General features: G+C 63.4%; 18 protein-coding genes and 1 tRNA gene. 6 read left to right on the top strand and 13 right to left on the bottom strand.

The features are described from left to right. Both WAB17_RS00005 and WAB17_RS00010 read right to left on the bottom strand, forming a co-directional pair. A partial coding sequence (locus tag WAB17_RS00005; RefSeq protein WP_435417996.1) for a hypothetical protein occupies window positions 1-341 on the bottom strand: 341 nt, incomplete at its 3' end. Window position 342: 1 nt separating this feature from the next. Beyond that, window positions 343-2,355: a GEVED domain-containing protein gene (locus tag WAB17_RS00010; protein WP_435417997.1), complete on the bottom strand. Its 2,013-nt coding sequence runs from the start codon at window positions 2,353-2,355 to the stop codon at window positions 343-345. A gap of 507 nt (window positions 2,356-2,862) precedes the next feature. On the opposite strand from WAB17_RS00010, the gene WAB17_RS00015 reads away from it, so the two are divergent. Beyond that, complete coding sequence (locus WAB17_RS00015; RefSeq protein ID WP_435417998.1) at window positions 2,863-3,093, top strand: hypothetical protein; 231 nt, start codon at window positions 2,863-2,865, stop codon at window positions 3,091-3,093. Window positions 3,094-3,434: 341 nt separating this feature from the next. On the opposite strand, the gene WAB17_RS00020 is transcribed toward WAB17_RS00015, so the two are convergent. Then, a tRNA-Ser gene (locus WAB17_RS00020) sits at window positions 3,435-3,524 on the bottom strand. 159 nt (window positions 3,525-3,683) lie between these two features. On the opposite strand from WAB17_RS00020, the gene hspQ reads away from it, so the two are divergent. Beyond that, entirely contained in the window at window positions 3,684-4,064 is a 381-nt protein-coding gene (gene hspQ, locus WAB17_RS00025; protein ID WP_435417999.1) for a heat shock protein HspQ, read from the top strand. A gap of 24 nt (window positions 4,065-4,088) precedes the next feature. On the opposite strand, the gene WAB17_RS00030 is transcribed toward hspQ, so the two are convergent. Next, window positions 4,089-4,943, bottom strand: coding sequence for an ABC transporter permease (locus tag WAB17_RS00030; protein WP_435418000.1), 855 nt, complete (start codon window positions 4,941-4,943; stop codon window positions 4,089-4,091). A gap of 93 nt (window positions 4,944-5,036) precedes the next feature. Here WAB17_RS00030 and WAB17_RS00035 point away from each other — a divergent pair, with 93 nt between their 5' ends. After that, on the top strand, window positions 5,037-5,729 hold the full coding sequence (locus tag WAB17_RS00035; RefSeq protein WP_435418001.1) for a GcrA family cell cycle regulator: 693 nt from the start codon (window positions 5,037-5,039) through the stop codon (window positions 5,727-5,729). A gap of 69 nt (window positions 5,730-5,798) precedes the next feature. Continuing rightward, window positions 5,799-6,320: a DUF1993 domain-containing protein gene (locus tag WAB17_RS00040; protein WP_435418002.1), complete on the top strand. Its 522-nt coding sequence runs from the start codon at window positions 5,799-5,801 to the stop codon at window positions 6,318-6,320. Here the strand turns inward: WAB17_RS00040 and WAB17_RS00045 are convergent. The 7 genes from WAB17_RS00045 to WAB17_RS00075 all read right to left on the bottom strand — a co-directional run bounded on the left by WAB17_RS00045 (window position 6,317) and on the right by WAB17_RS00075 (window position 15,351). Then, window positions 6,317-6,835 carry a DUF3142 domain-containing protein gene (locus WAB17_RS00045; protein ID WP_435418003.1) on the bottom strand — a complete coding sequence of 173 codons (519 nt, stop codon included), beginning with the start codon at window positions 6,833-6,835 and terminating at the stop codon, window positions 6,317-6,319. The two genes, WAB17_RS00040 and WAB17_RS00045, sit on opposite strands and share 4 nt — an antisense overlap. A 214-nt stretch (window positions 6,836-7,049) precedes the next feature. Further along, on the bottom strand, window positions 7,050-9,191 hold the full coding sequence (locus WAB17_RS00050) for a hypothetical protein (RefSeq protein ID WP_435418004.1): 2,142 nt from the start codon (window positions 9,189-9,191) through the stop codon (window positions 7,050-7,052). A gap of 83 nt (window positions 9,192-9,274) precedes the next feature. Beyond that, entirely contained in the window at window positions 9,275-9,958 is a 684-nt protein-coding gene (locus tag WAB17_RS00055) for a spermidine synthase (protein ID WP_435418005.1), read from the bottom strand. Between the two features lie 68 nt (window positions 9,959-10,026). Beyond that, on the bottom strand, window positions 10,027-12,315 hold the full coding sequence (pnp, locus tag WAB17_RS00060; RefSeq protein ID WP_435418006.1) for a polyribonucleotide nucleotidyltransferase: 2,289 nt from the start codon (window positions 12,313-12,315) through the stop codon (window positions 10,027-10,029). Window positions 12,316-12,485: 170 nt separating this feature from the next. Further along, window positions 12,486-12,755, bottom strand: a complete 270-nt coding sequence (gene rpsO / locus WAB17_RS00065) for a 30S ribosomal protein S15 (protein ID WP_435418007.1) — start codon at window positions 12,753-12,755, stop codon at window positions 12,486-12,488. Between the two features lie 5 nt (window positions 12,756-12,760). Then, a complete protein-coding gene (gene truB, locus WAB17_RS00070; protein WP_435418008.1) occupies window positions 12,761-13,852 on the bottom strand; it encodes a tRNA pseudouridine(55) synthase TruB in 1,092 nt (363 codons plus the stop codon). Continuing rightward, entirely contained in the window at window positions 13,849-15,351 is a 1,503-nt protein-coding gene (locus WAB17_RS00075) for an SLC5 family protein (protein WP_435418009.1), read from the bottom strand. The genes truB and WAB17_RS00075 overlap by 4 nt, the downstream gene beginning before the upstream one ends. 96 nt (window positions 15,352-15,447) lie before the next feature. Here WAB17_RS00075 and WAB17_RS00080 point away from each other — a divergent pair, with 96 nt between their 5' ends. Further along, window positions 15,448-16,530 (top strand): galactose-1-phosphate uridylyltransferase, encoded by a 1,083-nt coding sequence (locus tag WAB17_RS00080; protein WP_435418010.1) that lies wholly within the window; start codon window positions 15,448-15,450, stop codon window positions 16,528-16,530. Between the two features lie 2 nt (window positions 16,531-16,532). Next, window positions 16,533-17,573, top strand: coding sequence for a galactokinase (galK, locus tag WAB17_RS00085; RefSeq protein WP_435418011.1), 1,041 nt, complete (start codon window positions 16,533-16,535; stop codon window positions 17,571-17,573). Here galK and WAB17_RS00090 read toward each other — a convergent pair. Further along, window positions 17,570-18,247, bottom strand: a complete 678-nt coding sequence (locus tag WAB17_RS00090; protein WP_435418012.1) for a site-2 protease family protein — start codon at window positions 18,245-18,247, stop codon at window positions 17,570-17,572. The two genes, galK and WAB17_RS00090, sit on opposite strands and share 4 nt — an antisense overlap. 27 nt (window positions 18,248-18,274) lie before the next feature. Then, a complete protein-coding gene (locus WAB17_RS00095; protein ID WP_435419401.1) occupies window positions 18,275-18,850 on the bottom strand; it encodes a thymidine kinase in 576 nt (191 codons plus the stop codon). Window positions 18,851-18,892 lie beyond the last annotated feature (42 nt).

Consider the following 18,892-nt stretch of genomic DNA (forward strand, 5'->3'; position numbering starts at 1 on the left):
AGCACGGCATTGGCACTGCTGGCAGCAACCCCGTTGATCGTGTCGCTGGTGAAGGCGTTGACCACCGCGGTCGCGCCGGCCAGACCGTTAACCCCGCCTACCGTGTCGTTGGTCGCAACGATTACGGCCAAGACATTATCGGTGTCGGTTGCGGAGTTATTGGCTGTGTTCGCTTCGAACGTTCCTGCGGGTGCACTTACGGTCGCAGTATTCACGGCCGTGTCGGCAAAGGCGACTGTCGGTGAGAGTAAGACAGCAGCCGGCACCGCACTGGTCATAAGACGAGAAAGCAGGGCCTTGCGCGAGAATGCCGAGCGGCTGATTTCGTTGGTGTTTGGCATGTCAATTCACCTTGCAGGAGTATGTAAGAGTTGCGGTTTGGCCGTTTGCCAGCGTGCCAAGGGCAATGCCGGCGCCAGTTAGATCGGAAATGGCGAAGGACCCGGCCGGCACCCCGCTTCCCGTGATCGTCACGGGATCGGTGGCGAGGCAGGTCAGGCCGGAAACAGGGTTGTCTTGGACGATCGCGCCAGTCGTGCTGGAGGGTCCGTTGTTGGTGACGGTCACCGTGTAGGTAGTGGTCGAGCCGGAAACGAGAGTGGTACCGCCGTTGGTCTTGGTGATGACAAGATCGACGACCGGGGTGACCGTGTCGGTGTCGGAAACAGCGTTGTTCGCCGAGGTAGGATCGACCGTTCCAGACGGCGCGGCGACAGCTGCGCTGTTGGCGACGCTGCCTGATGTGGCGGTGACGTTAGCGGCAATAGTGATCTGATAGGTCTGGCCTGAGGCGAGCGCCGGCAGGGCATAGCCGCTTTCGAGCTGCACGATTGTCGGCGTGGAACCCGCGGAGCACTGGCCTGGCGTGGCGGAGCAGGCGATGGCAGTCTTGGCAAGACCGGTGGCTGGTGCGTCCGTCAGGATTGCACCTGTCACCGTCGACGGGCCGTCGTTGGTAACGGTGACAGTGTATGTCGTAACGCTGCCCGCATTCACGCTCGTGACGGCGTTCGTCTTCGTAACCGACAAATCTGCAGACGGGAGTATCTGGAGTGGATAGTCCTCGACCTCGCCATCGACGGCCACGCCGCTGGGTGTCGCACTCGTTATGGCTGGATCCGACGTGAAGCGGAACCGGGCGTAGGTTGCGCCAGTCGTCATCGCAGGTAGCCCATTGAAGACAAGGTCGCCCGAAAGAACACCTGCGGCGACGTTCACGCTTGCATATTCAGTCGCCTGGAATGCACCATCGCGGTTGAAGTCGATCCACGCGTGCAGTCTTCCCGTTCCAGTAGCAGCTATGTTCGCGGAGGGAATTGTGTAGGTCGAGCGTCCAATCGAAAGTGCCGGAAGCGAACTCACGCCATCTTCGTCGTCCGAACCGCTGAGATCGTCCCCGTTTGCGTTTGCACTCGCTTGTGTAGCCGTTTCGATATCGATCGAAGGGCCGAGGAGAATGCCGGATACCAGACGGTGCGTTGCATCGCCAAAGCTTGCAGGCACGTCTGAATAGTCTTTCTGCACGTCCCATGCGAAGGTCGTGAGATAAAGCGTGGTGTTTGCGTTGTAGCCGACCAGGCTTTTGCCCACCCTGCTGAACACCACACGCTTGATACCGAGCGACAGCGGGGCTCTGAAATCGACATAGATCTGCCCGGCGGTGGAAGTGCCATCCGTTTCGGTTACATAGATGCCCTGGCCTTGCTGTGTGACTGCCAGTTCAGTCCCGAATGCGCTGATGTTGGCAGCCACAGTGAGAGGGACGATATTTCCGGCAGCGTCGTAGGCGTTTATGACGAAGGAGTCATAGAAATTGACATCCTCCATCCGGAACGTGAGGCCATAAACAGTCTTGCTGAAATTAATCGTATATGTGCCGGAGTCACCGTCCGGTACGATCGTGCTCTGGGTCTGAAAGCCGATCTGCGTCGACGTCGGGAACCACACACCCGAGCGCCAGGCTGCATTGAAGGCGCTTGGGGCGTTTGTAATTTGGCCTGTAACGTCGAAGGTTACACCTTGATTGAGCCCGAGGCCGGTCAGCGTCGCAGTATTCTGGGTGCCATTCGCGGAACCGCCCTGGTTCAAAGTCGCGACCGGGAATGCACCATTCACAGTTGCCGGAGGTGTCGATTGCCCGAACGCCGGCGAATTCGCCAGAACAATGGCAAAAATGGCGCAAAGCATTGCAAGAATTCGCTTGCTCAGCGCGGCGTTGCGAAACCAATGGAATGCACAGCCCGCAATATGAGGCGGCGCCGGGTTAGCAGAGACGATTTTAATGTCACGCCGCAGCAAAGCTCGCCTGCATATCAACGCATCATATTTTCCTAGATTTAGAAAAAAATCTGGCATTAACGTGCGCCCCAAATGATTATTTTATAATCTCAATAGCTATTTATATTTTATGATACCACGTTGATAAAATGCAACGCCGGATACCATTTTTTACATTGTTAAATTTATTCGAAAATTGCGATAGGGGCACTAACGCAGGTTTGGTTAATCAATTGATAAGTTTCGGGCCGCCTTTACACGGTTTTACATTCTCGTTCCCGCTTGGATGTGCTGCGGGCAGTAGTAAGGATCGGTCAGCAGGCGCAGGCGATCTTTCGACTATTGACCCAGCAAATCGAGAGGATGAATTCAGTGTGAGTAAAACTTGCCGAAGAAAGGCAGAGCCATCCCTTAAGGCAGTTCACCGCAGGTGAGATGGCCGTCGATAGCGGAGAGGACCGGACATTGATCCTGCTACCCCTCACAATGCAGGTGCGCAGTGGTCGGCGGATCGTCGGACCGGCCGCGCAGTGCGGCGCGAACATAGATCCGGCACTTATCACTGCCCTTCGAAGGACCCACGCCATGCTCGAACGTGAACGCGGCCTGCCCTCCATGACCGCCTCACCGGTCTCACCCTACAAGCGCATGATCCTGCGCCTTGTCTTCCTTGCGCCCGACATCCAGCAGGCGATCCTGCGCGGGCTCCAGGCGCCGGGGTTCAACCTTGAGGTGTTCAGGAAGATGTCCGTTCCGCTGACATGGTCCAGGCAGCGCGAAATGCTTGGATTCGCCCAGCTCCGTCCACCCTGTTAGGGCGAGCGAATTTCCTGATATCGTCGATTAGCAGGGAAGCGGCGTTTTCGCTCCTCCAAGCCACCGAAATTGCGGCATTGTTTCAGACGCGAGCGGCCGGATTTGGTCGGAAAATGGCCTGCTTTGGGGACGAAATGCGCAATTTTCCCTGCTTATTCCCTGATTATCAGGGAAACCGAACCGATCCACTTCGCCCAAGAGACGCGGCGCCTGTTCGGGCCCTGAAAGCCGCGATGAGACGCGCAGCTCAATGCTGCGGTTACGGATTGGCGGGAAGATAGCGCCCTGTTCCACGGACTTGCAGTAGGTCTCCTCAAAAGGAGACAAGTGCCGGGTGTAGCTGGCGGAGAGGGAGGGATTCGAACCCTCGATACGGTTGCCCGTATACCGCATTTCGAGTGCGGCGCATTCGACCACTCTGCCACCTCTCCGCATACCCGGGTGCGAGACACGCCACGAAGGCGCCGGTCGTTCAGGAAGCGGCGCTGCTAGACGAACGCCTCGGCCTTGCCAAGCCCGAATCATGCGAAATCCGGGGAGCCGTCCGCTCGGAGCATTGTGCACCGCAGCAGGGCGCCTATATTCCCTGCATGGACAACGCGTTCTTCTTTTCCCCGCAGGCCGGCCGCCAGGTGGAAGCGCCGCGCCGCGTCAGTGCCCGCTTTGCCATCGGCGATGTCGTCCGGCACCGGATGTTCGATTTCAGGGGCGTCATTTTCGATATCGATCCGGTCTTCGCCAACAGCGAGGAATGGTACGAATCCATCCCCGAACATATCCGTCCGCGCCGCGACCAGCCCTATTACCATCTGTTCGCCGAGAACGAGGAATCGTCCTACGTCGCCTATGTCAGCCAGCAGAACCTGCTGCTCGACGGTGACGGCGGCCCGGTCGATCATCCGCAAGTGGCGGAAATGTTCGAGGATTTCGCCCTCGGGCGTTATCGCATGCGGCGCAAGCTCACGCACTGAACCGTGATTGTGCGCAGCCCGCGCTCAATCCTTCAGCTTCCATCCCGACCTGAGAACGCGGTAGACCACCGCCGCGAAGGCCAGGTTGAACAGTCCCAGACCCATTGCGGCATAGACGATCTGGTCGTTACCGCCCGCTATGTCGCTTTCTGCCAGGAAACCGTAGCGGAAGCCGGAAATCACAAAAAAAAATGGGTTGAAATGGCTGATCGTCTGGAAAATCCCGTGCAGGTTGTCGATCACGTAGAAAGTGCCCGACAGCAGGCTGAGCGGCGCGATCACGAAGTTGGTGATGGCGGCGTTGTGATCGAATTTCTCCGACCAGATCGAGGTCATCAGCCCCATCAGCGACAGCAGCACCGCCCCCATCAAGCCGAACCATGCGATGGCCCAGGGGTGTGATGCGGCCAGCGTGACGCCCGGCCACAGCAGCATGGCCAACGCGACCGTCAGGCCGACGAGTATGGCCCGCGTTACCGCCGCCCCGACGATGCCGGCCATCAGCTCCCCTTCCGACAAGGGAGGCATCAGCAGGTCGATGATCGTTCCCTGGATCTTGCCCGACAGGAGCGAGAAACTGGAATTGGCAAACCCGTTCTGCATCATCGCCATGACGATCAGCCCGGGCGCAACGAAGGTGGCGAAAGGCACGCCCAGCACTTCGCGCCCCTCGCGCCCCAGCGCCACGGTGAAGATGACGAGGAACAGCAGGGTGGTTACGGCAGGTGCCCAGATCGTCTGCGTCTGCACCTTCATGAAACGCCGCACCTCTTTCAGGTACAGGCTCCACAACCCCAGCCAGTTGATGCCGGTGAAGACCGGCTCGCCCCGCGGGCGGAATGTCGGCTGCGTGGTGCCAGTGTTTGCTTGATCGCTCATCCCTGCGCGGGTAGGCGCTCGGCTCTGCACTGGCAAGATCGTGTCGGTCTCCCTATATGGCCGCCACACACGAGATACGGATCACAAGCACCTATGAGTTGGACCGAAGAACGCACGGCAACCCTGAAAAAGATGTGGGAAGGCGGGGCGACCGCCAGCCAGATCGCCGATGAACTGGGCGGGGTCAGCCGCAATGCGGTTATCGGCAAGGCGCACCGCCTCGGGCTGAAATCGCGGCCCTCCCCGGTCAAGGCCAACGAGAAGAAGCTTGCGCCCAAGCCTGCCCCCAAACCCGTGGCAAAGAAGCCCTTGCCGAAGCCCGCCGTGCCGGTCGCGCGCCCGGTGGCGGCAAAGCCTGTGGCCCAGCCTGGCCCGGTTGCGGCGGCTGCAGCGGCGACCAATGCCCCCATTCCGTCTCAGCCGCTGCCCAATGCCGGGCAGAACGATCTGCCCAAGATCGTGTCGGTCGGCCCGGGCGGTTTCCTTCGCCAAGGCCCGGGCGACCAGCAGGCACCGATCCCGCCGGCCCCGCCGCGGCGGCTGGTGCCCGCCAAGCCGAGCCCCGAGATCGCCGACAAGACCAGCCTGCTCGACCTCAACGACAAGGTCTGCCGCTGGCCGATGGGGCACCCGGGCGAACCCGACTTCCATTTCTGCGGCGAGCAGGTCAATCCGGGCTTCCCTTATTGCGTCGAGCATTGCGGGCGGGCCTACCAGGCGCAGCTGCCCCGCGGCGCGCGCCGTCCCCCGCCGCCGCTACCGTTCGGCGGCCCGCGGGTGCGCTGAGCAACGAAATTCCAAGGCCCGGTTGCATGCCCGCGACCGGGCCTTTTTCTTCAGGGAGAGGACTAACCCATGGCACTGACACTCTACGACGCTTTTGTACCCAGCTGTCGCCAGATACTCGGCGGCATGGCCGGCGTCATTGCCAAGGCCGAGGCGCATTGCACCGAGCATGGCATCGATCCGGCCGAACTGATCGAGGCCAAGCTGGCCGACACCATGTGGAATCTGCCGTGGCATGTCCGCAGCACCTGGGTGCATTCGGCCTATGTCATCAGCCTGCTGCCGACCGGCGAATTCTCGCCCGATTTTACCGAGCTGCCGGGCGACTTCGCCGCGATGAAGGCCAAGATCCAGCGCACCCTCGACGAACTGGCGCAGGTGACGCCTGAGCAGCTCGAAGCGGTGCAGGACAAGACCATCGGCTTCGTCCTCGGAGGACAGCGTTTGATGGAATTCACCGGCCAGAACTTCCTGCTCGGCTTCAGCCAGCCCAACTTCTATTTCCACGCCACCACCTTCTACGACATCCTGCGGATGAAGGGCGTGCCGCTGGGCAAGCGCGATTACATGGGCAACCCGATGGCGCGTTAGTCGCGGTCCTTGCCTGCTAGGAGGAAGACGACGTAGCCCTTGAACCGCGGATCGTTCGACAGGCCAGGCGGGGCCTCCCATTCCCCGCCTTCGGCCAGCGCAACCCGGTAGGGCATCGGCAACCGGGCAACGGCGGCGATATAGTCGCCGTATGCGGGAATGGTCGTGCTGCCCTGATAGGTCTGGATCACTATCTCGTCGAGCGCGCCTGCCATCGCCGCCAGGTCCGCCTTGCTGGCATTGGCAGGCCAGTCGAGCAGGCCGGTAGCGGATAGCTTCAGACCCTCCGGCAATCGTCGACGCAGGCCGGCAAGGAATTCCGCATAGCCGCGCAGTTCGCCCGTGCTCGAATCAAAATCGACCTGCACCCCGGCCAGTCTCCCGGTACCGCGCCACCGGTCGGCGGCATTGAGCAACTGGCTGTAGGCCCCCTCCCCCCAATCGGTGCGCTCGGCCCTTACCACCAGCCACAGTTCCCCGGGCTTGCCGCGCGGCACGCCGCGGAACAGCACCACGACCCGATCGGGATCGATCTTCCTCAGCTCGCCCCAGAGGATATAGACCGCCTCGGCCTGTGCGAGATCGCGCGGCGGTTCGACGCCCGGCCAGAGGTAGAACGCCCGGTAATCGCCCGGATCGACTGTGCCGGTTACCGGTCCATGGGGTGCGACATCGCAGGCCGCCAGCGCGCAGGCGAAAACCGGGGCCGACAGCAGCGCCAGCCACCGCTTACCAGTAATATTTCGCCTCCCGCGCCCAGCGCGTGTCGCTGTAACGCGCCTTCAACCGTTTGAACCAAGCTGCGCGCACGTCAGCCTCGACCCCGTCGCCACCGCAGCTGTTGTTTCTCGACGGTGCGTAGCAGCGGATGGCGCGGTAGAGGGCATAGGCCTGCTGGTCCCGCGTTGCCACCGGATCGTCCATCACCGCCGTATAGTAGTCGTGCCGGACGAAGGCCTTGCCGGGATAGCCTGCCGATGTGCCCAGCTCGACACCCTCATCATCCTCTACCCACCCGCTCGAAAGGCTGAAGTCGTCGAAGCCGTTGAGCCTGAGGAAATCGCCCAAGCACAACAGTGCAGCTGCATCTTTCGGCCTGCCGGCCAGCGTGCGGGCGGTCCTTTCAAGCGAAGGGCAGGCGAAACCGTCCGCGGTCGGCCCCTGCACGAACACATTGGCCGGGGCGACCGGCGTGTCGAGCAGGTTCCACAAGCCGTAGCTGTCCTCCCCCGGCTCGAATTTCGCGGCCAGCGGCAGGTCTGCGAGGAAGCCGGCAAATTCGTGCCGCTGAAGCTGGCGCCATAGCACCACGAAGGTGGCGAAGCTCGCCTCCCCGGCCGGACCATCCGAGGTGCGGGCCTGCGCCTTGAGGATCGCCGGACCCGCCGAATTTCCCAGCAGTATCCGCCGCAATCGCGGTTCGCGCACCGGCGAACCAGAGGCAAAGACGTCTTGCAACTCGCCCTTCTGTTCGAGCGAACGGGCAAGGGCCAGTTCGACCGACGGGCGCTGCCAAAGTCCGTCGCTGCCTTCGACAAGCTGGCGCCAGAATCCCTCTTCATTGCGATCGTTCAGCGCGTGCAGCGCGAGGCCGCGAAGGTACTGCCGGCTGAATGCCAGCGGCGCATAGCTCTCTTGCCGCGCATCATCGGGCAACAGCTCTAGAACCGCCGCGTAGTCCTTTCCGACGTAGAAGGCATGCGTCGCCTCGAGAAACGACCAGAGTTCGGGCGTTTCGGCAAAGGTCGCCGCCTCTGCATCGAGCTCCTCGCGGGTGAGTTGCTTTTCGTCGGGGTCGAAACTGTGGGGCCGCATCCGCATCAGCAGGTTTGTCGCCGACAGCACCGGGTCGGCAGCGCCGGGCGTCCGGTCGCGCACCAGCAGCTTGTCGTCGATCTCTTCGACCAGCCTGGCGGATTCTTCCTGTGCCGGATCGACCGTTTGCAGGGCAGCGCCATAGGCCGTGCCCAGCCGCGCGAAATCACGTTGCAGCCACAGGGCCTTGCGCACCAAACCGCGTGCGGATGCGGCGTAGCGACCGTCCGGATAGGCCTCCAGGTATTCCATGAAGGCATCTTCCGATTGCCGTGCGACAGACGGGTCGGCCTTCTGCAGGTCGAACCAGCCCCATTCGTCTTCGGACTTGTCCATCGCCTCGTTGAGCAGGGTACGCGCGATCATGTAGGTAGCCGTCTCTGTCAGCCATCCATTGGCGCGAGCTCCTGCCACCTTGCGGTAATAAACCTTCGCACGGTCCCATTCGCCGCCATAAAAGCTTGCCGATGCTTCGAGATAGGCCATGAAGCCGGCCGGTGCGTCGGGAATACCGTTAGCGCCGAAGTTGGCGAAATATCCGCCCTCGCCGGGGAGCCTGACCGATCCCGGCCCGTTCTCGCACACCGCTCCGAGCCGGTCGCGTGTCGAGGCAAGAAGGCTGCGCTCGCCCGGTTTGACGCCTGCCGCTTGCTCGACCGCAGCAAGGAAGCTGCGCTTGCCACTGCCAAGGGTCTGGCAGCGCCCGGAGCCGACTTCATCGCCAGTATCGTCGGCAGCCCCGCCTTCGCTGTCCGCAGCCTCCGGCCGGGGATACCAGGCATTGGCGACATCGCGCCACTTGAGGAAATTGCGCCCGTAGAAAGGCTCCGTTTCGGGGTAGGCCAGTCCCTGTCCGTTCCTGCCCGCGCGATCCTGTAAGAGCAGGAAGAGATTGACCCGCGTATCGTTGCCCGGAGCGATGGGGACCGAGCTGACGCAGCTGAAGCCGGCATTCTCCGGCGTCCAGCGCGGCTCGCAATAATCGCCGCTGGCAAAGGCCGGTGCGGTCCAGGTCGCGCCCGCTAGCGCCAGTGCAAAAAGCCAGCATCTGCGCACCGCCAATTCCCCCTTCCCTAGCGCGAATCCGTCGGTGATCCGCATCACCGGGATGTATCGCACAGGAAGCGTGTTGGCGAAATCTAGCGCGTCTTTTCCGCAAACCAGATCGTGTGGTGGGGCCCCTTGTTGTTGGGGCGGGCACGAACGGTCTGGACGTCGACCTGGAAACCGGCGTCCTTCAGCCTGCCGGTGAACTTGTGGTCGGGTGCGGCGGACCAGACCGCCAGCACCCCACCGGGGTTGAGTGCATCACGCGCGCGCCCGAGCCCGGTGCGAGTGTAGAGCCGCTCGTTCCCCTCGCGCACGATCCCGTCGGGGCCGTTGTCGACATCGAGCAGGATCGCGTCATAGCGGTCGGTCGTCCCGTCCACCGCATCGTCAATCAGCGCAGCGACGTCGGCCAGCACGATCTGACCCCGCGGATCGTCGAGGCAGTCGCCGGTGAGCGATGCCAGAGGTCCCTTCGCCCATTCGAGGATTTCGGGGACGACTTCGGCAACGACCACCTGTGCCCGGTCGGGCGCGGCGGCGAGTGCGGCGCGATAGGTGAAGCCCATGCCGTATCCGCCGATCAGGACGCGCGGAGCCTTGGCGACAAGCCGCGCCAGCGTCAGCTGCGCAAGCTGCTCCTCGCTGAACTGCATCCGCGTACCCATCAACTCGTCGCGGCCGAGCATGATGATGAAGTCGCGCCCGTGCGACACCAGCGTCAGCGTATCGCCGCCCGGTATCAGCGCCGTGGCAAGGGTTTTTCGAGGAAGCATGGAGCGATCCTAGATACGAAAAAGGCCGCCCTGTCGAGCGGCCCTTCCCTGTTTCACTTTCCGAAGGATCAGTCCTTCAGGAAATCCGGTACGTGGTTGTCGCCGCCGCCGTCACGGTCGCGACGGGGACCGCGATCGCGGTCGCCGCCACGACCTTCTCCGCGGGGGCCACGGCCGCCGCGGCGATCGCCGCCACCGCCGTCACGACGCGGGCCACGGTCACCACGCGGTTCGCGCGGTTCGCGGGGCGGACGGGTGTCTTCCAGTTCTTCGCCGGTTTCCTGGTCGACAACGCGCATCGACAGGCGGACCTTGCCGCGGTTGTCGATCTCGAGCACCTTGACCTTCACGTCCATGCCTTCCGACACGACATCGGTCGGCTTCTCGACGCGCTCGTTCTTCATTTCGCTGACGTGGACGAGGCCGTCCTTGCCGCCCATGAAGTTCACGAAGGCACCGAAGTCGACGATGTTGACGACCTTGCCGTTATAGATCTTGCCGATTTCCGGTTCCTCGACGATGCCGAGGATCCAGGCCTTGGCGGCCTCGATCTGGTCGAGGTCCGAAGACGAGATCTTGATCACGCCTTCGTCGTCGATATCGACCTTGGCGCCCGTTTCGGCGACGATCTCGCGGATCACCTTGCCGCCGGTGCCGATGACGTCGCGGATCTTCGACTTGTCGATCTGGATCGTCTCGATGCGCGGGGCGTGCTTGCTGACTTCGGTGCGGGCAGTGCCTAGCGCCTTGGTCATTTCGCCGAGGATGTGCGCGCGGCCACCCTTGGCCTGCTCCAGCGCAGCCTGGAAGATCTCGCGCGTGATGCCCGCGACCTTGATGTCCATCTGCATGGTGGTGATGCCTTCGCTGGTGCCGGCCACCTTGAAGTCCATGTCGCCAAGGTGATCTTCGTCACCCAGGATGTCGGACAGCACGGTGAACTCGTCGCCCTCAAGGATCAGGCCCATGGCGATGCCCGAAACCGGGCGCGTGATCGGAACGCCGGCGTCCATCATCGACAGCGCGCCGCCGCAGACGGTGGCCATCGAGGACGAGCCGTTGGACTCGGTGATGTCCGAGACCACGCGGATTGTGTAGGGGAAGTCTTCCTTGCTCGGCAGGACTGCCTGGAGGGCACGCCAGGCAAGCTTGCCGTGGCCGGTGTCGCGGCGCGAAGGCGCCCCGAAACGACCTACTTCACCGACCGAATAGGGCGGGAAGTTGTAGTGCAGCATGAAGCTCGAGTAGCTCAGGCCCTCGAGGCCGTCGATCATCTGCTCGCTGTCCTTGGTGCCCAGCGTGGTGGTGCAGATCGACTGCGTTTCACCGCGGGTGAACAGCGCCGAACCGTGGGTACGGGGCAGGAAGCCGACCATGGCTTCGATCGGGCGGACCTGGTCGACCTTGCGGCCGTCGATGCGGGTACCGTCCTTGAGGATTGCGCCGCGCACAATATCCGCCTCGACCTTCTTGACCGACTTGATGGCGACCATCTGGGTCTGCGCATCTTCGTGGGCAAAGGCTTCCTTGGCCTTGTCGCGGGCGGCATTCAGCGCGGCCGAGCGGGCCGACTTGTCGGTCAGCTTGTAGGCTGCGGCGATGTCGTCGCCGATCAGCTTCTTGAGCTTGTCCTTGATCGCCGAATTGTCGCTGATGGCGATGTCCCACGGATCCTTGGCGGCCTTCTCGGCCAGGTCCACGATCAGGTCGACGACCTTCTTGCATTCGTCATGGGCGAACAGCACCGCGCCGAGCATGATGTCTTCGTTGAGTTCGCGTGCCTGCGATTCAACCATCATCACGGCATTGCCGGTGGCGGCGACGACCAGGTCGAGATCGCCGGCGGCGGCTTCGTCCTGGCGCGGGTTCAGCGTGTATTCGCCATCGACGTAGCCGACGCGGACTGCGCCGATCGGGCCCATGAAGGGCACGCCCGAAATGGTCAGCGCAGCGGACGCCGCGATCATGGCAAGGACATCGGGCTCGCACTCGCCGTCGAACGACAGCACCTGCGCGATCACGTTGATCTCGTTATAGAACCCTTCCGGGAACAGCGGGCGGACCGGACGGTCGATGAGGCGCGAAACCAGCGTTTCCTTTTCCGTCGCGCCGCGTTCACGCTTGAAGAAGCCACCGGGGATGCGGCCCGAGGCGAAGAATTTTTCCTGGTAGTGGACGGTCAGCGGGAAGAAGTCCTGCCCTTCCTTGACGCTCTTGGCGGCCGTAACGGCGCAGAGGACTACCGTTTCGCCATAGGTGGCGAGGACCGCGCCGTCTGCCTGACGGGCAATGCGGCCGGTTTCGAGGGTGAGGGTTTTCCCGCCCCACTCCATCGATACTGTTTTCGTGTCGAACATGTATTTTCCTTTTCGAACCCGCGGGGCCATATTGCCGCGCGGGGCCTGCAGTGCCGGGGAATCCGTCCCGGTCCGGTGTGGGGCTTTTTCTGCGCCCCATGGCCCCTGCACCGGATTGTGCGGGAGCCGGATAAACGAAGCGGCCCGAGTTGGGCCGCTCCGGGAAACTCTTACTTGCGAAGACCCAGCTTCGCGATCAGGGCGTTGTAGCGAGCCACATCCTTCTTCTTGAGATAGGCAAGCAGGCTGCGACGCTTGTTGACCATCGCGAGGAGACCACGACGCGAGTGGTTGTCCTTGTGGTTGGCCTTGAAGTGCTCGGTCAGGTTGCGGATGCGCTCGGTCAGGATCGCGACCTGGACTTCCGGCGAACCGGTGTCGCCATTGGCCTGTGCGTTGTCCTTGATGATTTCCTGCTTACGCTCTGCAGTCACTGTCATAGTCTTTACTCCGCGACATCGGGAAGGTTGAACCCCCGCACGACTTTCATCGTGCCGCCGCCGAGTTCCACGAGCGCAACCGGAACGCTTTCCAGCTTCGCAAGGTAGAGCCCGTCGGCTTGGGGCATGTCCGAAATGACCCGGCCCTGTCGGACCGCCTGCGCGCTATCGGGATCGAGTTGCAGAGCCGGGATGTCGTCCAGCCCCGCCTCGAGCGGCAGGAGGAGGTCTTGAAGTGGCGCGCCCTTACCGATTTCGTTCAGATTGTCCAGCGAAATCGCCTGATCCTCGCGGAACGGGCCGGCCTTGATGCGCCTGAGATAGGTCACGTGGCCCACGGTTCCAAGGGCATGGGCGATATCGCGGGCGAGGCTGCGGATGTAGGTGCCCTTGGAGACGTGGGCGGTCAGGGTGACGGCGTCGGCCAGTTCGAGCGGCGCAGCAGGGTCGAAAGGGTCCGGTCGACCGGCGGTAGTTTGAAACGACGATCTCAACCCCACGTCCGTTCGGGCTGAGCTTGTCGAAGCCCTGTCCTCCTTTTCCAGACCAGCGCCAGAAGAAATGGACAGCCCTTCGACAGGCTCAGGGCGAAGGGAGAAGTACAGGTCGTAAACCGTCACCGCGCGGGACTTGAGTTTGACCTGTTCCCCTGCCCGCGCCAGGTCATAGGCGCGCTTGCCGTCGACCTTGAGCGCCGAATAGGCGGGCGGAAACTGCTCGATATCGCCGGTAAAGTGTTCCAGCACCGCCGCCACCGCCGCCATCGGCGGGCGATGGTTCGAGGTCGCGATCACTGCGCCTTCGGCATCGAGCGTGTCGGTCTCCTCGCCGAACTGGACCGTGAACTCGTAGATCTTGCTCGCATCGAGCATCCGCCCGGCGAGCTTGGTTGCTTCGCCCAATGCAATGGGCAGTACGCCCTCCGCCTCGGGATCGAGCGTGCCCCCATGGCCGACCTTGGGCATGTCCTTGGATTTGGGGCCATACCCGGCCTCGCGCAGGTTGCGCTTCACCGCCCCGACCGCCTGGGTCGAGCCCATGCCGCGCGGTTTGTCGAGGATCAGCCATCCGTGGGGTTGGGGTTTCTTGTCGGTCATGCCCCGTCAGGCTGGGGACTGCGCCCGCCGAATGCAAGCGTGGCGCGGTTGCCGAACACCACACGGTTGGTCAGCAGCGCCATCGCGACCGAGGTCGCCAGCACGAACAGCATGACGTCGATATAGTGCACCCACGGCAGGCCGATAGTGGCGTACCAGCTCACCCCGCCGAAATTCTCCGGCACGTAGAGATAGAAGGTGTGGAAGGCATAGAGGCAGAAGCCCCACGCCAGCCCCGCCACCGCGGCGCGAGCGTCCATGTTGCGGAACATCAGCGCGGCGATGAAGGCCGAGAGGATCGGCATGGAGAGCAGCCCGTTTAGCTCCTGCAGCAGGTTGATGATGCTGGTGGCGCTGGCATAGAGAGGAACCAGCGCGACCGAGCCGATCATGGCGACCACGCCGACGATCCGGTTGAGCCGCGTCACGTCGACATCTGCATTGATGAAGCGGCGGTGGAAGTCGACCGACCACAGGGTAATCGTGGCGTTCATCACCGCCGCATAGGTGGTCAGCACCGCCGCCGCGATCATCGCCGCGAACATGCCGCTGGTCCAGCCGGGCAGCACTTCGCCCACCACCATGGCATAGGCCCGGTCGTCGACATCGCCGAACAGCTTGAAGGCGACGATGCCGGGGATCACCACGATCGGCGGTACGATCAGCAGTCGGATCACCGCCGCCGCGATCACACCCTTCTGCGCTTCCTTCACATCGGGCGCGGCGAGCGCTTTCTGGGTGATGTTCTGGTTGGTCGACCAGTAGAAGATCTGGATGAATATCATGCCGGTGAACAGCGTGTGGAAAGGGATCGGGCTGTCGGTCGCCCCGACCATCGTCAGCCGCTCTGCCGGGACGCCGCTGGTGATGTCCCAACCGACCGCCTGCATGGCAAGGAACACGACGACCAGCGCCAGACCCAGCACACCGATCCCGCCATAGGTATCGAGCACCGCCACCGCCCGCAGCCCGCCGAGGATTGCATAGGCCGCACCGACGACCGCGAACATGGCTGCGATCGTCACGATCGACGCCTCGACCCCGAACAGGGTCTGCATGAACAGCGCCCCGGAATAGATCACGGCGGGAAGATAGATCAGCAGGTTGCCCAGCAGGAACAGCGCCGAGATCACCGTGCGGATGCTGACCCCGTCGTAACGCTGCTCAAGCAATTGCGTGATCGTCGTGCAGTTGTTGCGGTAGTAGATCGGCACGAACACGAAGGCGAGCATCAGCAGGCCGATGAAGCCTGCAAGCTCCCACCACGCCAGCAGCAGCATCTGGTTGCCGTTCATCCCCACCAGCTGGTCGGTGGAAAGGTTCGTCAGCGTGATCGCCCCGGCGACGAAGAACCAGCTCAGCCCGCCGCCAGCGAGAAATATCTCGCGATCGGCCGAAGCATGGCTGGCCGCGCGGGCAGAGGCGACCTTGCGCCAAGTCAGCAACGCGAGCAGCGCCATCAGGCCGGCGAACACGCCTAGCTGCACAGTATCGATCATCGCCAACCCTTTCCCCGCGCGAATGCGTATCCTGCTAGCCTGCTTTCCCACCGCATACCAATGGGCAAGCACGAGAATCCCCGATAGGGAGAGGATATGAGCGACACCCTGAAATCGATCGGTGCCGACGCCTCGGGCCGCCCGGTCCACCGCCGCGACTTTGCCAAGGCCGATGGCCGGATGCTGCGGCTCTACGGCCATACGCCGCACGACCTGCCCCCGCAGCCGCAGGAGGCCGACGCCATCGCATTGGGCGGCGAGCTGCGTTTCCACCCGCTGCGGCGCGAGTGGAACATCTATGCCGCGCATCGCCAGAACCGCACCTTCAAGCCCGCTGCCAGCGCCGACCCGCTCGCCCCCACCCTGCCCGGCGGCCCGGCGACAGAAATACCGTTCGAGAATTTCGAGGTGGCAGTTTTCAACAACAAGTTCTCGGGGCTTCATCCGCAGGCACCGCAGCCGCCCGTGCCGGATGGGATCGACACCGCCCGCGCGCTCGGGGCGTGCGAAGTCGTGGTCTATTCGCCCGAGGCCGAAGGCAGTCTCCATTCCATCGGCCAGGCGCGGCGCGAAGTCCTGCTCACGGCATGGCAGGACCGGATGGCGGCGCTGTTCGAGGCGGGTTGCGAATATGTCCTGCCGTTCGAGAACCGCGGGGACGAGGTCGGCGTCACCCTGTCCCACCCTCATGGCCAGATCTACGGCTTCACCAAGGTGCCGCAGGTGCAGCAACAGGCCATCGATGCCTTTGCCAGCGGATACGATCTGTCGGCGGAGATCGACCGTAGCCTGCCCGACTACGGCGTGATCGAAGCTGGCGGGGTCGCGGCTTTCTGCCCGCGCTTCGCCCGTTTCCCCTACGAGGTCTGGATTGCCCCGCGCCTGGCGCGCCAGAGCCTGCATGACATGAGCGACGAGGAAAAAGCAGGGTTCGCGCAATTGCTAGGCGACATCACCCGGCGCTATGACGCGCTGTTCCAGCGACCTGCCGCGACCATGCTGGCCCTGCACGCCGCCCCGCGCAGGGGCTCGGCAGGCTATCACGTCACCGCCCAGTTCTACCCCCTGCTTCGCGCGCCGGGGCGGGTGAAGTACCTGGCCTCGGTCGAGCAGCACACCGGGGTGATGACGGTCGATGTCATGCCTGAAGCGGCCGCCGCTGACTTGCGGGAGCTATGAGCATGGAAACCGTTAGCGCGACCGTTCCGGGTAGGGTCAACCTGATCGGCGAGCATACTGACTACAACGGCGGGATGGTGCTTCCGGCAGCCTTGTCGGTCTCGCTCACCGCCGCGTTGACGCCGCGTGACGATAGCAGGGTCGTCGTCACCGCAGAGGGCTTTTCCGGATCAGCCGAGCACACGCTGGATGATCCCGCGGCCGATCACTGGTCCGATCCCGCTGTTGGTGCCTTGCGTGAGGCAGCGAAGCTCGGATTGCTGGAAGGGGGTGCCGAACTGGCAATCCGTTCCACCATCCCTGCTGGTTCGGGCCTGTCGTCCTCCGCCGCATTGATCGTCGCCATCCTGAAGGCAGCGCGCACTGCCGCAGCCAGCAATGTCGGCGACATCGACATCGCGTTGGCCGCACGGCGCGTCGAGAACGAATATCTCGGCGTGCCCTGCGGCATCATGGACCAGGTCGCCGTCGCCGTGCCCCAGGCCGGTCAGGCCATCGCCCTCGATACGGCGACGCTCGCCTACGAGCTGGTCGCGCTGCCGGCCAGCCATGCGATGGTCGTCATCCACTCGGGCCATTCGCGTAAGCTCAGCGACGGGCGCTACAAGGAGCGCAAGGAAGAATGCGATGCGGCGCGCGCCGTCTTCGGGCGCAACGATATCTGCCTGCTCGACCCTGCCGATATCGACGCCGTATCCGGCATCGACGAAACCGTCCGCAAACGTGCCCGCCACTGCGCCACCGAGCATCGCCGTGTCCTGGCCGCGCGTGAAGCGCTGGGGAGCGGCGATATCGCCGCCCTCGGCACGCTGATGAATGCCAGCCATGCCTCGATGCGCGACGATTTCGAGGTCTCGATTCCGGCGATCGACGCGCTGGTGGCCGATGCGGTCCAGCTCGGCGCAGAGGGCGCGCGGCTGACCGGCGGCGGCTTCGGCGGTTGCATCGTGGCCTGCGTGGCGAAGGAGGGGCGGGACGAATGGCTCGCCGCGCTGCTCCGGCGTCATCCGCTGGCGCGCTACATCGACGAGGTCAGCGGCTAACCTGCGACCGCCTCGGCGATGACGTAGAGCCGCTCCATCGCCCAGTCGACCGGCCGCCCGACCAGCCGCTCGATCAGTCCCAGTTGGGGCGCAAACCACGATATCGCGATCAGGCCCACGAACAGCAGCAGTCCGAAAGGTCGCAGCTTCTCGTACCCCCGTGCCAATGCCGGCGGGAGCAAACCTTCGACGATATGCGATCCATCGAACGGCGGTATCGGCAGGAGGTTGAAGAAAGCGAGGAAGACGTTGATCAGCAGGAACGTCGCCATCGCCTGGAACCACAAGGGCGGATCGCCCAGCACGGCCACATTGTTGGCCATCAGGATCCCGAGCACCACGGCGCCGAGCAGGGCCAGCACCAGGTTGGTCGCCGGGCCCGCCGCCGCGACCGCCATCATGCCGAAGCGCGGATTGCGGAGCCGCTCCTTCACCACCGGCACCGGCTTGGCCCAGCCGAACACCGGTCCGCCAACTGCCAGCATGAAACCGGGCAGCAGCACGGTGCCGACGGGATCGACATGGCGCAGCGGATTGAGGCTCAGCCTGCGCTGTTCCTTGGCCGTGGGATCGCCCAGTGCCAGCGCCGACCAGCCGTGCGCGACCTCGTGGAAGACGATGGAGACGATCAGCGCCGGGATGAGGATCGCGGCAAGCAGGACGGTATCGGTCATATCGCTGAGGTAGGGTGCCCGGCGCCGCTAGGCCAGCGCCTGCAGGAAATGTTTGCGGCAAAGCGCGGTATAGCGGTCGTCGCCGCCGATTTCCGTCTGCGCGCCCTGCTTCACCGCCTTGCCGTCCGCATCGACCCGCAGGTTCATCGTCGCCTTCCGCCCGCAGTGGCAGATCGCCTTCAGCTCGACCAGGGCGTCCGCAATGCCCAGCAATCCGGCCGAACCTGGAAACAACCGGCCTTGGAAATCAGTTCGCAGGCCATAGCAGATGACGGGGATATTGGCTTCGTCCGCCAGCCGGGCGCATTGCCAAACCTGTTCTTCGGTCAGGAATTGCGCCTCGTCGATCAACACGCAATCGACGCGCCCTTCGCTGTTTTCCTCCACGACAAAAGAGAGGATGTCGGTATCCTCGCGAAACCGGTGCGCATCGCTGGCGAGCCCGATGCGGCTGCTGATCGCGCCGAAGCCGGGCCGGTCGTCGAGCGCGGCCGTCCAGAGCGAGACCTTCATGCCCCGCTCGCCATAGTTGAACGCGGTCTGGAGCAGCGTGGTGCTCTTCCCCGCGTTCATGCTGGCGTAGTAGAAGTATAGCTTGGCCAATCCCGATCCCCGCTGCTGAAGCGAAAGTGCTAGACCGATGAT

The organism is Parerythrobacter aurantius, from assembly GCF_045291475.1.
Taxonomy (GTDB): Bacteria; Pseudomonadota; Alphaproteobacteria; order Sphingomonadales; family Sphingomonadaceae; genus Parerythrobacter; species Parerythrobacter aurantius.

Excerpts from the sequence above, each read along its gene's own strand:
- WAB17_RS00010 (WP_435417997.1), bottom strand. The coding sequence starts at position 2,355 with ATGCCAGATTTTTTTCTAAATCTAGGAAAATATGATGCGTTGATATGC.
- WAB17_RS00015 (WP_435417998.1), top strand. The coding sequence starts at position 2,863 with ATGCTCGAACGTGAACGCGGCCTGCCCTCCATGACCGCCTCACCGGTC.
- hspQ (WP_435417999.1), top strand. The coding sequence starts at position 3,684 with ATGGACAACGCGTTCTTCTTTTCCCCGCAGGCCGGCCGCCAGGTGGAA.
- WAB17_RS00030 (WP_435418000.1), bottom strand. The coding sequence starts at position 4,943 with ATGAGCGATCAAGCAAACACTGGCACCACGCAGCCGACATTCCGCCCG.
- WAB17_RS00035 (WP_435418001.1), top strand. The coding sequence starts at position 5,037 with ATGAGTTGGACCGAAGAACGCACGGCAACCCTGAAAAAGATGTGGGAA.
- WAB17_RS00040 (WP_435418002.1), top strand. The coding sequence starts at position 5,799 with ATGGCACTGACACTCTACGACGCTTTTGTACCCAGCTGTCGCCAGATA.
- WAB17_RS00055 (WP_435418005.1), bottom strand. The coding sequence starts at position 9,958 with ATGCTTCCTCGAAAAACCCTTGCCACGGCGCTGATACCGGGCGGCGAT.
- pnp (WP_435418006.1), bottom strand. The coding sequence starts at position 12,315 with ATGTTCGACACGAAAACAGTATCGATGGAGTGGGGCGGGAAAACCCTC.
- rpsO (WP_435418007.1), bottom strand. The coding sequence starts at position 12,755 with ATGACAGTGACTGCAGAGCGTAAGCAGGAAATCATCAAGGACAACGCA.
- truB (WP_435418008.1), bottom strand. The coding sequence starts at position 13,852 with ATGACCGACAAGAAACCCCAACCCCACGGATGGCTGATCCTCGACAAA.
- WAB17_RS00075 (WP_435418009.1), bottom strand. The coding sequence starts at position 15,351 with ATGATCGATACTGTGCAGCTAGGCGTGTTCGCCGGCCTGATGGCGCTG.
- WAB17_RS00080 (WP_435418010.1), top strand. The coding sequence starts at position 15,448 with ATGAGCGACACCCTGAAATCGATCGGTGCCGACGCCTCGGGCCGCCCG.
- galK (WP_435418011.1), top strand. The coding sequence starts at position 16,533 with ATGGAAACCGTTAGCGCGACCGTTCCGGGTAGGGTCAACCTGATCGGC.
- WAB17_RS00090 (WP_435418012.1), bottom strand. The coding sequence starts at position 18,247 with ATGACCGATACCGTCCTGCTTGCCGCGATCCTCATCCCGGCGCTGATC.